15 protein-coding genes are annotated in these 15,398 nt (G+C 58.3%); 13 read left to right on the top strand and 2 right to left on the bottom strand.

Translation table 11 applies throughout. The features are described 5' to 3' along the window. Positions 1 to 26: 26 nt before the first annotated feature. Positions 27 to 917: a 4-hydroxybenzoate octaprenyltransferase gene (gene ubiA / locus AC07UI_RS02315; RefSeq protein ID WP_494990936.1), complete on the bottom strand. Its 891-nt coding sequence runs from the start codon at positions 915 to 917 to the stop codon at positions 27 to 29. Further along, complete coding sequence (locus tag AC07UI_RS02310; protein WP_494990935.1) at positions 917 to 1,480, bottom strand: chorismate--pyruvate lyase family protein; 564 nt, start codon at positions 1,478 to 1,480, stop codon at positions 917 to 919. The genes ubiA and AC07UI_RS02310 overlap by 1 nt, the downstream gene beginning before the upstream one ends. A gap of 194 nt (positions 1,481 to 1,674) precedes the next feature. Between AC07UI_RS02310 and AC07UI_RS02305 the strand changes: the two genes are divergently transcribed. The 13 genes from AC07UI_RS02305 (at position 1,675) to AC07UI_RS02245 (ending at position 15,393) form a co-directional block, all read left to right on the top strand. After that, complete coding sequence (locus AC07UI_RS02305) at positions 1,675 to 1,845, top strand: rubredoxin (protein ID WP_494990934.1); 171 nt, start codon at positions 1,675 to 1,677, stop codon at positions 1,843 to 1,845. A gap of 35 nt (positions 1,846 to 1,880) precedes the next feature. Further along, positions 1,881 to 3,029 (top strand): NAD(P)/FAD-dependent oxidoreductase, encoded by a 1,149-nt coding sequence (locus AC07UI_RS02300; RefSeq protein WP_494990933.1) that lies wholly within the window; start codon positions 1,881 to 1,883, stop codon positions 3,027 to 3,029. Between the two features lie 188 nt (positions 3,030 to 3,217). Continuing rightward, positions 3,218 to 3,493 carry an HU family DNA-binding protein gene (locus AC07UI_RS02295; protein ID WP_154860881.1) on the top strand — a complete coding sequence of 92 codons (276 nt, stop codon included), beginning with the start codon at positions 3,218 to 3,220 and terminating at the stop codon, positions 3,491 to 3,493. Positions 3,494 to 3,534: 41 nt separating this feature from the next. Next, positions 3,535 to 3,732, top strand: a complete 198-nt coding sequence (locus AC07UI_RS02290) for a hypothetical protein (protein ID WP_494990932.1) — start codon at positions 3,535 to 3,537, stop codon at positions 3,730 to 3,732. Between the two features lie 371 nt (positions 3,733 to 4,103). Further along, positions 4,104 to 5,660 carry a type VI secretion system protein TssA gene (gene tssA, locus AC07UI_RS02285; RefSeq protein WP_494990931.1) on the top strand — a complete coding sequence of 519 codons (1,557 nt, stop codon included), beginning with the start codon at positions 4,104 to 4,106 and terminating at the stop codon, positions 5,658 to 5,660. Between the two features lie 32 nt (positions 5,661 to 5,692). Then, positions 5,693 to 6,199 (top strand): type VI secretion system contractile sheath small subunit, encoded by a 507-nt coding sequence (gene tssB, locus AC07UI_RS02280; RefSeq protein ID WP_494990930.1) that lies wholly within the window; start codon positions 5,693 to 5,695, stop codon positions 6,197 to 6,199. Positions 6,200 to 6,227: 28 nt separating this feature from the next. Continuing rightward, complete coding sequence (tssC, locus tag AC07UI_RS02275; RefSeq protein WP_494990929.1) at positions 6,228 to 7,703, top strand: type VI secretion system contractile sheath large subunit; 1,476 nt, start codon at positions 6,228 to 6,230, stop codon at positions 7,701 to 7,703. 14 nt (positions 7,704 to 7,717) lie between these two features. Next, complete coding sequence (gene tssE, locus AC07UI_RS02270; RefSeq protein ID WP_494990928.1) at positions 7,718 to 8,125, top strand: type VI secretion system baseplate subunit TssE; 408 nt, start codon at positions 7,718 to 7,720, stop codon at positions 8,123 to 8,125. A gap of 137 nt (positions 8,126 to 8,262) precedes the next feature. Further along, entirely contained in the window at positions 8,263 to 10,050 is a 1,788-nt protein-coding gene (gene tssF / locus AC07UI_RS02265) for a type VI secretion system baseplate subunit TssF (protein WP_494990927.1), read from the top strand. Beyond that, complete coding sequence (gene tssG, locus AC07UI_RS02260) at positions 10,014 to 11,021, top strand: type VI secretion system baseplate subunit TssG (protein ID WP_494990926.1); 1,008 nt, start codon at positions 10,014 to 10,016, stop codon at positions 11,019 to 11,021. The genes tssF and tssG overlap by 37 nt, the downstream gene beginning before the upstream one ends. A gap of 6 nt (positions 11,022 to 11,027) precedes the next feature. Beyond that, positions 11,028 to 13,631, top strand: a complete 2,604-nt coding sequence (gene tssH / locus AC07UI_RS02255) for a type VI secretion system ATPase TssH (protein WP_494990925.1) — start codon at positions 11,028 to 11,030, stop codon at positions 13,629 to 13,631. A 10-nt stretch (positions 13,632 to 13,641) separates the two neighbouring features. Further along, positions 13,642 to 15,159 (top strand): sigma-54 interaction domain-containing protein, encoded by a 1,518-nt coding sequence (locus AC07UI_RS02250; protein ID WP_494990924.1) that lies wholly within the window; start codon positions 13,642 to 13,644, stop codon positions 15,157 to 15,159. A gap of 93 nt (positions 15,160 to 15,252) precedes the next feature. Further along, positions 15,253 to 15,393, top strand: coding sequence for a type VI secretion protein (locus AC07UI_RS02245; protein ID WP_494990923.1), 141 nt, complete (start codon positions 15,253 to 15,255; stop codon positions 15,391 to 15,393). Positions 15,394 to 15,398: the final 5 nt, after the last annotated feature.

Raw genomic sequence — 15,398 nt, 5'->3', positions numbered from 1 at the left:
GCCCTGACGCCTGTCAGGACTCACATTCAACGTAACCCGTAATCCGCCACGATCCCGACAAATATCGCCAACCCCGCCCAATGGTTATGCAGGAAGGCCTGGAAACATTTCAGTCGGTCCTTGTCTCGGGTGTACCAGAATTCCCAGGCAAAACACGCCGCCGCCGCCGCAAGCCCGAGGTGGAACCAGCCGCCCAGCTCGAAGCGTGCGCCTGCCAGCAGCAAGCAACCCAGCGCGAGCCCTTGCAGGGTGAGGATGATCGCCCGATCCGCATCGCCAAACAGGATCGCCGTGGATTTCACGCCGATCTTCAGGTCGTCGTCACGGTCGGTCATGGCGTAATAAGTGTCGTAACCCACGGTCCACAGCAGGTTGGCGATATACAGCAGCCAGGCGGCGGCCGGCAGGTTGCCGGTTTCGGCGGTGAACGCCATTGGCATTCCCCAGGAAAACGCCGCACCCAACACCACTTGCGGGTAATAGGTGTAGCGCTTCATGAAGGGGTAACTGGCCGCCAGCGCCAGCCCGCCGAATGACAACCAGATAGTCGTCGAATTGGTGCACAGCACCAGCAAAAAGCTCACGCTCATCAGCACCGCAAAGAACACCAGTGCCTCTTTGGAGCTGATCTTGCCGCTGACCAGCGGCCGCTGCTCGGTGCGCTTCACATGGCCATCGACTTTACGGTCTGCCCAGTCATTGATGACGCAGCCGCCAGCGCGGGTCAGCACCACACCAAGAACGAAGATCACGATGTTGCTCAGCGATGGCGAGCCCTTGCCGGCAATCCACAGTGCCCAGAGGGTCGGCCACAGCAACAGGTAAATGCCTATCGGCTTGTCCATGCGGGTCAGCTGAATGAAGTCCCAGGCGCGCGGGTTCAGGCGATTCAGCGATTTGAGCAGGCTCAGGTACATCAGCAGTTCTCCGGATGGGTGCTCGCGGCGAGCCAAAGGGTCGGGAGGAATATTTCCGCGACCAGCACGCTCAATGCACCCCGATCAAAACGTGAACGACGCCCCCAAAGCCCGGGAGCCCGAGACTCGACGGGCAGCCACTGGAGTGGGTAGTGGCAGACCTCGATGGCGCGGCGCTGGAACGCCTGATCGCAGAACAACAGCTCGCCCAGCGAACGGCTGCCCAGTTCATCCATATTCAGCCCGCCACCCTGCAAGGCACTGCGCGCCGCCACGCTGCGGGCAAAGACCCACGGCTGGCCATGACCGCGCAAATACACCTCGCGGATCCAGCCCTGACTCTCCGGGGGGAGGTTCAGCGCGGTGCATTCGTCGGCGCGCAGCGTTTGCCAGCCCTCGAACAGTGGCGTGACACTGAAGCCGTTATCCGACAGCCGGGTCAGGCGGCGGGTCAGCGAGCCTTCATCGAACAACCAGTCGAGGGTTTGCGCGTCGGGGAGGGGCGTCAGATGGCTTTGGGGCAGCCAGACAGGGGCAGGGGTGAGGGGCGTAGAGTGCGGCACAGTGAGTCATTATTGGCAGCAAATGAGGCGGCGAGCTTACCATGTTGATAAGCGATTGAGCCTGATCGGGTCCGGCCCGCGCGTCGAACGTGCTTGCATCTATTGATCCCGATCAGTACAAAACGCCCTGAGCCGCACGGCGAGGCATTAGACTGTGCGTGCCAGAAAAAGCCTGGAATCTGAGGAAACAAGTAATGAAGAAGTGGCAATGTGTGGTCTGCGGCCTGATCTACAACGAGGCTGACGGCTGGCCGGATGACGGTATTTTGCCTGGCACTCGCTGGGAAGATGTACCGCAAGACTGGCTGTGCCCGGACTGTGGCGTCGGCAAAATGGATTTCGAGATGATCGAAATTGCTGCTTGATCGCAGCTTTTTTATGAATTGAAGAGGAGAAAGGGATGAGCGCACCTGTCGTGATCGTCGGCACCGGGCTGGCTGGCTACAACCTGGCCCGGGAGTTTCGCAAACTCGATGGCGAAACTCCGCTGCTGCTGATTACCGCAGATGATGGTCGCTCCTACTCCAAGCCGATGCTCTCCACCGGCTTTGGCAAAAACAAGGACGCCGACGGCCTGAGCATGGCCGAACCCGGTGCCATGGCCGAGCAACTCAAGGCCGAGATACGCACCCATACCCGCATCAGCGGCATTGATCCGGGCCACAAGCGCCTGTGGATCGGCGAAGAGGCGGTGGTCTATCGCGACCTGATCTTGGCCTGGGGCGCGGAAACCGTGCGGGTGCCCGTGGAAGGCGATGCCCCCGAGGCGATATTCCCGATCAACGACCTTGAAGATTACGCACGCTTTCGCGCCGCGGCGGCCGGCAAGCGCCGGGTATTGCTGCTCGGCGCCGGCCTGATCGGCTGTGAGTTCGCCAACGACCTGATCCTCGGTGGCTACGAAGTGCAACTGGTGGCGCCGTGCGAGCAAGTGATGCCGACTTTGCTGCATCCAGCCGCCGCTGCCGCGGTACAAGCCGGGCTGGAAAGCCTGGGTGCGCGTTTCCACCTGGGGCCGGTGCTCAACCGCTTGCAGCGCACGGTAGGCGGGCTTGAGGCGCACCTCAGCGACGGTGAGGTCATCCCCTGCGATGTCGTTGTTTCAGCCATTGGCCTGCGCCCGCGCATCGATCTGGCTGCGGCCGCTGGCCTGGCCGTCAATCGCGGCATCGTGGTCGACCGTCATCTCAAAACGTCCCACGCCAATATCTACGCCCTGGGCGACTGCGCCGAAGTCGACGGGCTGAACCTGCTGTACGTCATGCCGCTGATGAGTTGCGCCCGTGCGCTGGCCCAGACCCTGGCCGGCAACCCGACGGTGGTCAGCTATGGCCCCATGCCGATTACCGTGAAAACACCGGTCTGCCCGTTGGTCGTCTCGCCGCCGCCACGGGGCTCGGAAGGTGTCTGGACGGTTGAAGGTGAGGGCGTCAATATCAAGGCGCTGTGCCGTGACGCCAGCGGCAAACTGCTGGGCTATGCACTGACCGGCAGCGCCGTGATGGAAAAACTCGCTCTAAACCGGGAGCTTCCAGCGCTGCTGGCATAAATACCGGTCGTTCTGTCGGATTCAACACACTTTTGCCACTACAAAGGTCGCGCGCAGGCTGGCGCCGCCCTTGCCCGCATGCCATTCTCACTGCTGTCTGCCGCAGAGTAGAGCCTGCGGCGCCTTGGGCGCTGTTCCGGAAGAACAGCACGGACATAACAACAAAAAACCGTCAAAGAGGCTTCACTATGCGTAAACCAGATCTCGCAGCCGCCATTGCTGAAAAAGCTGATCTCACCAAAGAACAAGCCAGTCGCGTGCTCAACGCCGTTCTTGAAGAAATCACAGGCGCTCTGCACCGTAAAGACAGCGTCACCCTGGTGGGCTTCGGCACCTTCCTGCAACGCCACCGTGGCGCCCGCACCGGTAAAAACCCGCAAACCGGTGAGCCTGTGAAAATCAAGGCAAGCAACACCGTTGCCTTCAAACCAGGCAAATCGCTGAAAGACAGCGTCAATCCATAACGGATGCGTACTCCCAAAGTAGCGGGAGAGCGGTATTTAAGATGGGCACGCCAATCAGGTTGGGTGCCCATTTTTTGTGGGTGAAAGGTTTGCTGGATATTACGGGTATGGCGGTTGAGTGTGCAGGTATTGAAAATGCCTGCGCATCGTTATCTGATTTGGTTGGTTACGTATTCGACTATTGGCCGATCATATATGAAGTGCCTTTGTTTCAGGGTTTTTCTCATGGGGCTCCGTGAAATATCTTGTGCGCACAAAGTGTTTATTTCTAGGATAAATCCTACATACCTGAGTGTTCGTCCTCTTTACTCTGCGCAACTACTTACCTCGTGATCAATTCTACAAGAAGTTGCTGCGACATTGGATTGGTGGTGGGGTGGGGCGATACCTGAGTGGTTGGGTGTTAAAAGAGCTTGTTGCTTGATGCAGGGTGTTTTCTACAAGTAATAAGGTATTTCTGCTTGTTAAATGCGTTGCTCGTCAACTGTCATCGTTGTGAATGCGATATTTGTCTGCTGAAAGAGCAAAAGACTCAAATTGATCTTCGATATTGTCCCTTTCTCGGCAATTTCGAAATTTGTATTAATTGTAATCCTGATGAAGGCCATGGATGTCCTACTCAAGCAAACTGTCAGCCCATTACCTTGAACTTGCCAAGTGCTCTGTTTCCAAAAAAAGCCTGGCGGGCGAGGACATTCGTTTTTCAAACGAATATGAGGCGTTGGAGAGTGAGCTGGGCAAAGCGCAATCCATGCATGGAAGCGGGCAAATTGACTGGCTGAAAATTCTCGAAAACAGCGAAGCTCTGTTACGTACTCAATCCAAGGATCTGCGGATCGCCGCATGGCTGACCTGGGCGTTGTATCAACGTGAGTCCTTTCAGGGCCTGTTAGCCGGCTTCGGTCTGCTGCACCACTTGTGCGACCAGCATTGGGAGCAGATTTACCCGATCAAGCTGCGTACCCGGGCTGCCGCCATCGGTTGGCTGGTACCGCGTCTTGAGCAAATACTGAGCGAAAACGTGCCAATTAAGGAGCAGCTTCCGCTATTTCGCCGCTTGGTCGAGTACCTGGAGGGGCTGGACGTTGCGCTGACGCAACACCTGGGCGATGGCGCACCGTTGTTGCTGCCGATTTGCCGACGACTGGCGACCATGGTCCAGCGCGCCGCCGATAATCAACCAGAACCCGGCGCGGTCGGTGCGGCGGTGGCCCAAGTCAAGCAGGCCGCGACCCAGCTGTTTACCCCCGGTTCTCCCATCGATAACGAAAAAGAAGCCCATAAAGCCCTGCGCGCGCAGCAGGAAAGTGCTCGTCCATTGTGTGCCTGGTGGTTGCGTCAGAAGGCCACCGACCTGCGTGCTCTGCGCCTCAGTCGCACGCTGCTTTGGCTGCCTATCGACAGCGTCCCCGAGCGCAATGCCGAGCAGATCACCGCCTTGCGCGGGTTGCCCGCGGACAAGTTGAAAACCTACCAGGAAGGCTACGCGCAAGGACAGTACGCCGACCTGCTAGTGGAGCTCGAAGCCAGTTTGGCCCGAGCGCCGTTCTGGTTCGACGGCCAGCGCATGGCTTGGGAGTGTTTGCAGGGGTTGAACGCCGACTTCGCCATGCGTGAGGTGGAAATTCAACTCTCGCTGTTGCTGCAGCGGTTGCCGGGAGTTGTCGAGCTGCGTTTTCACGACGGCGCGCCCTTCGCCGACCCGGCTACCCGCAGTTGGATCAGCGCCAACGTCATGCCCCATCTGCAAACCACCAGTGCGCCGCGCAAGGTCGAAACCAACACCGGCCAACTCGCCTGGGAAGAGGCGCTGGAAGAGGTCATGCCGATTCTGCACAAGGACGGCCTCAAGGCCGCGGTACAGATTCTCAAGCAAGGACTGCAACGCGCCCATGGTGGCCGCGTAAGGTTTTTCTGGCAGTTCAGTTTGGCCCGGTTGTGTTTCATGGCCAAGAAATACGAGCTGGCCAAGACCCAACTGGAATCCCTAGATCAAGAATTACAGAACTCAGGTGTGCAGGCCTGGGAACCTGATCTTGCGCTTGAAGTGCTGCACCTCCTGCACAGCTGTTGTGAGTTGTTACCGCAGAACCACGCAGTGCGAGAACGCAAGGAAGAGATTTATCGCAGGCTGTGCCACCTCGACCTTGAAGTGGTACTCGAATAGGCCCCCGGGCCACAACCGCAAGGAGAAAAGCCATGGCCAAAGAAGGATCGGTAGCCCCTAAGGAACGCATCAACGTCACCTTCAAACCCGCCACCGGCGGAGCTCAGGAAGAGATTGAACTGCCGTTGAAGCTGCTGGCAATCGGTGACTACACCCACCGTGCGGACGAACGCAAGGTTGAGGATCGGAAGCCGATCAGTATCGACAAAATGACGTTCGACGATGTGCTGTCCAAGCAGGCGCTGAGTTTGACGTTGAGTGTGCCAAACCGCCTTCAGGAAGACAGCGACACCGAAGAACTGGCAATCAAGCTGCGGATTAATTCGATGAAGGACTTCAACCCGGCCAGCCTGGTTGAGCAAGTGCCTGAGCTGAAAAAGCTGATGGAACTGCGTGACGCGCTGATGGCCCTCAAAGGCCCGCTGGGCAATGCACCGGCATTTCGTAAAGCCATCGAAGGCGTACTTGCCGATGACGCATCGCGCGGTCGCGTATTGGGTGAACTAGGTCTGCAAGCTGCCGTAATCCAAGACGCTTGAGTCCCCATCAGCCAAGGAAGCCAACATTATGAGCACACTTGTCGCACAGCAAAAAAACCATGAGAGCGTAGAACACAGCATTCTCGACAGCATCATTGCCGAGACCAGACTGACCAGGAACGACGATGCCTACAACATCGCCAAGCGTGGAGTGTCAGCCTTCATCGAAGAGCTGCTCAAGCCACAGAACAGAGGTGAACCGGTCAAAAAGGCCATGGTTGACCGCATGATTGCCGAGATCGATGCCAAGCTCAGCCGCCAGATGGACGAGATCCTTCACCACGAAGTGTTCCAGTCGCTGGAATCCGCGTGGCGTGGCCTGCAGTTGCTGGTCGAGCGCACCAATTTCCGCGAAAACATCAAGATCGAAATTCTCAATGTCTCCAAGGACGACTTGCTGGACGACTTCGAAGATTCCCCGGAAGTGATGCAGGCAGGCCTCTATAAACACGTTTACACCGCTGAATACGGCCAGTTCGGTGGTGAGCCGGTGGCCGCGATCATCGCCAACTACTTCATGTCACCGAGCTCGCCAGACGTCAAATTGATGCAGTACGTCGCAAATGTTGCCTGCATGTCCCATGCGCCGTTCATCACCGCGGCCGGTCCGAAATTCTTCGGCCTGGAAAGCTTCGCCGGGCTGCCGGACCTCAAGGATCTGAAAGATCATTTCGATGGCCCGCAATTCGCCAAATGGCAGAGCTTCCGTCAGTCCGAAGACTCGCGTTACGTCGGCCTGACCGTGCCGCGTTTCCTGCTACGCAACCCGTACGATCCGGAAGAAAATCCGGTGAAATCCTTCGTCTACAAGGAATCGGTTGCCAACAGTCACGAGCATTACCTATGGGGCAATACCGCCTATGCGTTCGGTACCAAACTGACCGACAGCTTCGCCAAATTTCGCTGGTGCCCGAACATCATTGGCCCGCAGAGCGGTGGCGCGGTTGAAGACCTGCCGTTGCACCACTTCGAAAGCATGGGCGAGATCGAAACCAAGATTCCGACTGAAGTGCTGGTCTCCGACCGTCGTGAATATGAGCTGGCGGAGGAAGGCTTCATCTCCCTGACCATGCGTAAAGGCAGCGACAACGCCGCGTTTTTCTCTGCCAACTCAGTGCAAAAGACCAAGAGCTTCGGTATCAGCGCCGAAGGCAAGACGGCCGAGCTGAACTACAAGCTCAGCACCCAACTGCCGTACATGATGATCGTCAACCGCCTGGCTCACTACTTGAAAGTGTTGCAGCGCGAGCAACTCGGTTCGTGGAAAGAACGTACGGACCTTGAGCTGGAGCTCAACAAGTGGATCCGTCAGTACGTGGCCGACCAGGAAAACCCGAGCGCCGAAGTCCGTGGCCGTCGCCCGCTACGTGCTGCCCAGATCATCGTCAGTGATGTTGACGGCGAGCCTGGCTGGTACCGCGTCAGCCTGAACGTGCGCCCGCATTTCAAATACATGGGAGCTGATTTCACTCTGTCGCTGGTTGGCAAACTGGACAAAGAGTAACCAGGAGCTGAGCTATGGCCGGATATGGCAGCCTTTTCGAACGCCTTGGTGGTGAAACCGACAAACGGGTCGGCTGGAGCCGCGAGGCTTGTGCCATGGCCTCGGTGGCTGCCCATTTGGCGAAAATGCTCAGCACCCGTGCGGGTAGCGTACAGACTCTGGCCGATTACGGACTACCCGATCTCAACGACATGCGCCTGAGCCTGCACGACTCCCTGAGCCAGGCCCGCCAGGCCATCGAACGCTTCATCGAAGCTTATGAGCCGCGCTTGTTCGATGCGCATGTCGTACCCCTGCCGCGCAATAACGATCAACTTCAGCTGTCGTTCAGTATCGAAGGCCAGCTGGAGGTTGATGGTTTAAAGCGTCAGGTCAGTTTCACCGCGCGGCTGGATGGCTGCGGTCAAGTCAGGGTGAGCTAAGGAGACTCCTATGTCCGGAAAAACACCGCTGCACGAGTCACCGACCCAGTCGCTTCCCCGCGTCCTGGTCATGGCACCGGGCCGATTGCGATTTACAGCACCCAGCCACGCAAAAACAGCATGCAAAGGTGACCCCCGTGTCTTTTAACCACTACTACCAAAGCGAACTCACCGCGCTTCGCCAGTTGGGTCGCCGTTTCGCTGAGCGTAGTCCGGCATTGGCACCGTTTTTGGGGCAGGCCGGGCGTGATCCGGATGTGGAGCGGTTGCTTGAGGGGTTTGCGTTTCTGACCGGTCGCTTGCGCCAGAAGCTCGATGACGAATTGCCGGAGCTGAGTCATTCGCTGATGCACCTGCTGTGGCCGAACTACATGCGGCCGCTGCCGGCGTTCAGTATTTTGCAGTTCGATGCGCTGAAGCGTTCCGGGCCGGCATTGCTGGTCGAGCGCGATACGCCAGTGGAGAGCGTGCCGATCGATGACGTGCGCTGCCGCTTTCGCACCTGCTATCCGACGGAAGTGTTACCGCTGGATTTGACCACTCTGAAGTACTCGGTGAAGGGCGATGGTTCGCTGTTGAGCTTGCAGCTGGAGATGAGTTGCGATGGGCATATCGGTGAACTGAACCTGAGTCGCCTGCGGCTGCATCTAGCCGGCGAGCGCTATATCAGCCAGATGCTTTATCTGAGCCTGCTGCGCAACCTTGAAGGTATCCAGTTGATCCCTCTGGATGCGGCCAACAAGCCGATTAATGGCGTCAGCGGCGCGCCAATGTTGTTCAGCCTGCCGAGCGATCGGGTGCAGCCGGTCGGCTTTGCCGAAGAGGAAGCCTTGATTCCGTATCCGTTAAATACCTTCCGCGGATATCGCTATTTGCAGGAATATTTCGCCTTTCAGGACAAGTTTCTGTTCGTCGATTTGAACGGCCTCAATCTGCTCAAATCCCTGCCCGAAAATACCCTTAAGCAGATACGCGGCCTGGAGCTTCGCTTTGATATTCGCAAGAGCGGCATTCAGCGACTGCGTCCGACCCTGGACAACGTAAAGCTGTACTGCACGCCTATCGTCAATCTGTTCAAGCACGATGCCTTGCCGATCCGCCTCGATGGCAAGCAGGACGAATACCTGTTGCTGCCCGCCGAGTATGACCTTGGAAACTGCGGGGTATTCTCGATCGAAAGTGTTACTGGCTGGCGTCCGGGCGGTACAGGATCTCAGGAGTACGTACCGTTCGAATCCTTCGAGCACGACCCAAGCTTTGATGTGCTGCAGAGCCGTGCGCACTACAGCATTCGTCAACGTTCCTCGTTGTTGCATGACGGTCTCGACACCTACCTCAGTTTCGGTATTCGCCGCACCGATGCCCAGGAAACCTTGTCCATCGAGCTGACCTGCACCAACCAGAACCTGCCGCGCCGACTAAAGCTCGGCGACATCTGCCAGGCCTGCGAAGAGACACCGCAGTTCCTCAGTTTCCGCGACATCACTCCTGCCACGTCGAGCTTCGCGCCGCCGTTGAATCGCGACTTCCTCTGGAAGTTGATCAGCAACATGTCACTCAACTACCTATCGCTGGCCAACGTCGACGCGCTCAAGGTGATCCTCGAGACCTACGACCTGCCACGCTACTACGACCGGCATGCAGAAAAGGTCAGCAAACGCTTGCTGGACGGTCTCAAATCGATCCGTCATCAACACGTTGACAGATTGCACCGTGGGTTGCCGCTGCGCGGATTGCGCACAGAGCTGACTATCGACCCGCAAGGGTACATCGGCGAAGGCGATCTGTTCGTTTTCGCTTCGATGCTTAACGAGTTTTTCGCTCTCTACGCCAGTCTCAATTCGTACCACGAACTGCGGGTAAAAAGCACAGAGGGAGAGGTGTACCAATGGGCGCCACGTATGGGCCTGCAGCCCCTGCTTTAAGCGAGCTGACCCGGGTAATACGCGAGTACTCGCTGTTTCAGGCCGTGCTGCTGGTGGTTGACCGGCTGCGCGTGGCCCACCCGCACTTGAGTGACGAGGAGCTCTACGACCAACTGGAATTCCAGGCTAACCCGAGCCTGGGGTTCCCCGGCAGCGATGTTGATAGCGTGGAGTTTTTCGAGGAGCACGGTGAACTGCGCGCGCGGCTGTGTTTCAACCTGATTGGCCTGGTTGGTTCCGGTTCGCCGCTACCGGCGTTCTACGGTGAACAGGCCTTGGGCAACAACCAGGACGACAACCCGACGCGCACTTTCCTTGATTTGTTTCACCACCGTCTGCAACGTCTGATGCTGCCGATCTGGCGTAAGTACCGCTATCGAGCGAGTTTTCGGAGCGGTGCAATCGACCCGTTTTCCGAGCAGCTGTTCGCGCTGATCGGTCTGGGTGGTGAAGACATCCGCACAGCCAGGGAGCTGAACTGGAAGCGTCTGCTGCCGTACCTCGGCTTACTCAGTTTACGCGCCCACTCGGCAGCGCTGATTGAGGCGGTACTGCGCTACTACTTCAAGCATGCGGAGCTTGTCATCGAGCAGTGCATCGAGCGCCGTGTGGAAATCCTGGAGGAGCAGCGCAATCGCTTGGGGCGCGCCAACAGCAGGCTCGGCGAAGATCTGGTGCTCGGCGAGTGTGTGCGCGATCGCAGTGGCAAGTTCCGCATTCATATCCGTCAGCTCGACTGGCAACGTTTTCACGAATTCCTGCCGATTGGTTTCGGCTACCAGCCGCTGTGCGCATTGGTGCGATTCACCCTGCGTGACCCCTTGGACTACGACATTCGCCTGGTCCTGCGTCAGGAGGAAATCCGCGAGTTGCGTATCGGGGAGCAGAACACCTGTCGCCTCGGGTGGACCAGTTGGCTGGGCGGTGAACACGCAGACGGCGTGGTGATCCTGGGCAGTAAAACTCATTAAGGACGGATGACCATGATCAATGTAGACCTGCAACAACTTATCCAGGTGCTGGACGCCGAAACCCGTCGAGACCTGGAAGGTTCTGCCGAACGCTGTGTGGTTCGCGGCGGCAGCAAAATCCTCGTTGAAGACCTGTTGCTGGGATTGTTGGAGCGTCCGCAAGGTTTGCTGGCTCGGGCCCTGCAAGATGCTGATGTGAATGCTGGCGAGCTGATCGGGGCCCTGCAACCGCGACTCGAACACAGTGCTTCGCGTAACCCGGTGTTTGCTCCTGAACTGGTGCAGTGGTTACAAGATGCGCTGGTAGTGGCCAACCTCGAGTTGGGTCAAAGCCAGGTCGAGCAAGCGGCGCTGATTCTCTCGCTGCTGCGCAACCCGATGCGTTATGCCGGTAGCCGTTATCAGCCATTACTGGCCAGGCTCAATATTGAACGTCTGAAGGATTTTGCCCTGTCCGACAAGGCCGATCCGGCTGGCAAACCCACCATTGCGGGCGAATCGCTCTTGCAACGTTTTACTCACAACCTGACCCAGCAAGCCCGTGACGGCAAGCTTGATCCGGTGTTGTGTCGCAACGGCTCGATCCGCCAGATGATCGACATCCTCGCACGCCGCCGCAAAAACAACCCGATCGTGGTCGGTGAAGCCGGCGTCGGTAAAACCGCAATCGTCGAAGGCCTGGCTTCGCGGATCGCTGCCGATGAAGTTCCGCAGGTGCTCAAGGGCGTCGAGCTACTGTCGCTGGACATGGGCCTGTTGCAAGCCGGAGCCAGCATCAAAGGTGAGTTCGAACGGCGCCTCAAAGGCGTGATCGAAGAAGTCAAAGCGTCGCCAAAACCGATCATTCTGTTTATTGATGAAGCCCACACATTGATTGGTGCTGGCGGCCAAGCCGGTGGTTTGGATGCGGCTAACCTGCTGAAACCAGCGCTTGCTCGTGGTGAGTTGCGTACCATCGCCGCGACGACGTGGGCAGAGTACAAGAAGTACTTTGAGAAAGATCCGGCTTTGGCTCGGCGCTTTCAGCCGGTGCAATTGCACGAGCCCACCGTCTGCGAAGCCGTGACTATTCTTCGTGGCTTGGCCCAGGTCTATGAGAAGAGCCATGGCATCTACTTGCGCGATGATGCGGTGGTTGCCGCCGCTGAATTGTCGGCCCGTTACCTCGCTGGCCGGCAACTGCCGGATAAGGCCGTTGATGTCCTCGACACCGCGTGCGCCCGGGTGCGGATCAGCCTGGCTGCCGCGCCGGAAAGTCTGGAATGCATGCGCGGAGAACTGGCTGAAGGCGGTCGTCAGCGTCAGGCCCTGCGCCGCGATGCCGAGGCCGGTTTGCCGATCGATCAGCAAGAGCTGGACGCTCTGGAAGCTCGCTTGGCCGATGCCGAAGTCGAGCAGCAAGCGTTGGAAAAACGCTGGGGCAAACAGCGCAAGTTGGCTGAGCGTCTGCTGGAACTGCGTCAGCAATTGGTCAAGGCCCGAGAGGTCGAAACCCTCAAGACTGCAGTCGATCAGACGCAAAGCGTCGAAGCCCTGGAAGCCGCACTCAACGAAACCCACCGTACCCTGAGCGCCGCCCAGACAAGTGAGCGTCTGGTGCGTTTCGAGGTTTGCCCGCATCTGGTGGCGGAAGTGATCTGCGCCTGGACCGGTGTGCCGCTGGCGCAATTGGCCCGTGAGCACAATGCGAAGGTCGCAAGCTTCGCTAAGGACTTGCGCACGCGTATTCGTGGTCAGGAGCAAGCGGTCCACGCGCTGGACCGTTCGATGCGCGCCAACGCTGCTGGCTTGAACAAACCGGATGCACCGGCGGGCGTATTCCTGCTGGTCGGTCCTAGTGGAGTCGGCAAGACCGAAACCGCGCTGGCGTTGGCAGACCTGCTGTATGGCGGTGACCGTTTCATCACCACCCTCAACATGTCCGAGTTCCAGGAGAAGCACACCGTCTCACGGCTGATCGGAGCGCCGCCGGGCTACGTCGGCTATGGCGAAGGCGGGATGCTCACTGAAGCGGTGCGACAGAAGCCGTACTCGGTGGTACTGCTCGACGAAGTCGAGAAGGCCGACCCAGATGTACTGAACCTGTTCTATCAGATCTTCGACAAAGGCGTGGCCAACGACGGCGAAGGGCGTGAGATCGACTTTCGCAACACGTTGATACTGATGACCTCGAACCTTGCCAGCGAACGCATCAGCGAGCTCTGCGAGAACGGTACGCGGCCGACGGCCGAAACCCTCGAAGAAGCCATCCGCCCTTTCCTCAGCAAGCATTTCAAACCAGCGTTGCTGGCACGTATGCGGGTGGTCCCTTACTACCCGGTCAGTGGCCCGATCCTGCGTGAGCTGATCGAAATCAAACTGCGACGTTTGGGTGATCGTTTGCAACGGCGCCAATTGAGCTTCAGTCACTGCCAGGCGCTTGTCGAGCATCTGGTTGAGCGCTGCACCCAAAGCGACAGCGGCGCGCGGTTGATCGATCACATGCTGGATCTGCACCTGTTGCCGTTGGTGGCTGACCGGCTCCTTGACGCCATGGCCAATGGTGAAAGCCTTAAGCGCGTACATGCAACGTTCGACGCCAGCGCCGGCGTGACCTGCGAGTTCTCCTGAGGTGGGTGTGATGTTTACTCGAGTAGGGCAGCCGCTGGTCTATGCCGAAGCTTTGGTGGCGCAATTTACCAGCCTTTCCCGTGTGTCCGACTGCGCTACGTTGCTGGGTGACTTTGTGCGGGCAGCGGCCGAACTCAGTGCCTGTGAGTTGAGTCAGCTGTACTTGCTCGATGTGACTCACACCCACCTGTGGCTGAACGCCGAGTGCTTGCAGGGCACTCTGAAGCTACGGGAGGCCGCGAGCCTGCCGGTCGATTACAACGGCGAGCAGTTGCTGCAGTTCGCGTTGTGCCAGAACCGGGTAGTGAGCTTCAGCAACTTGAACGCAAGCCTCCACGAAACCAGTTTCTTGCCGGTGCAGGACGTACCGTGGCAGTCGCTGTTGTGCGTGCCCTTGGTCAACCAGCAGAAGGCTGTTCAAGGGCTGTTGCTCTGTGTCAGCTGCGAGCATGTCGATTTACAAGGTTTTGCTGATTCACTTGGGCAATTGGGCTCGTTCGTTCTGGCGCAGTTGCACCTGCTGCAAGGTTTGCGTCGACCAGCGGGCTATGTTTCGTCGACACCCAACGTTATCACGAATGCCAGTGGTTACGGGTTGATCGGCAGGAGCCCTGCCATGCACCAGACTTTACAGCTGATCAGCAAGGTTTTGCACAACCCCTACACCGTATTGCTACGTGGCGAGACCGGGACTGGCAAAGAAGTGGTTGCTCGCGCCATTCACGAATGTGGACCGCGGCGCTCCCGGGCGTTCATTGTGCAGAACTGCGCGGCGTTTCCGGAAAACCTGTTGGAAAGTGAATTGTTCGGTTACCGCAAAGGAGCCTTTACCGGCGCCGATCGTGACCGCGCCGGGCTGTTCGATGCGGCTAATGGCGGCACCTTGCTGCTGGATGAAATCGGCGACATGCCGATGTCTCTGCAAGCCAAGTTGTTGCGAGTGTTGCAGGAAGGCGAGATTCGTCCGCTGGGCTCCAACGACACCCATAAGTCCGACGTGCGCATTCTCGCTGCGACCCACCGTGATCTGTCGGTGTTGGTGGGCGAGGGTAAGTTTCGAGAGGACCTGTATTACCGCCTGGCGCAGTTTCCCATCGAATTGCCGGCATTGCGTCAGCGCGAGGGTGACATCCCCGATCTGGCCAGGCATTTCGCCGACAAGGCCTGCGCTTTTCTGCAGCGTGACCTGGTGCGCTGGTCCGACGCAGCGCTGGATCGCCTGTGCGCTTATGACTTTCCAGGCAACGTGCGCGAGCTCAAAGGGTTGGTGGAGCGTGCGGTGTTGCTCTGCGAGGACGGGGAATTGCTGGCCGAGCACTTTTCGTTGCGCACCGACGTTGTGCCGCAAGCATTCAGCCTGAATCTGCGTGAACGTCTGGTACAGGTCGAGCGCAGTCTGTTGCTCGATTGCCTGCGCAAGAACGGAGGTAACCAGACCCTGGCGGCCCGTGAACTGGGCTTGCCGCGCCGCACTCTGCTGTATCGCCTCGGACGCCTGAATCTAAACCTTGGCAATTTTGAGGGTTAGCAACGCGTGCTGATTTCAACCCGATTTTTCGCTCTTCGCAGAGTCGCCAACCAGGTCGACGCTGTCAGCATTGTCTTTCCATGGAGCCACCTGATGTCTGTTCGCCACTGGCAAACCGTCCTGCTGATCCTCGTCGTTCTAAGCAGCCTCGGCGGCTGTAACGGCAACTACAAATTCAACGACAACACCTATCGCCCATTGGGTGATCCGCAGACGGTCAATCGCGGTCAGTGAGCGCA

It is taken from the genome of Pseudomonas sp. GW821-FHT04C07 (assembly GCF_059420325.1).
This window is presented reverse-complemented; position numbering and strand designations above follow the sequence as displayed.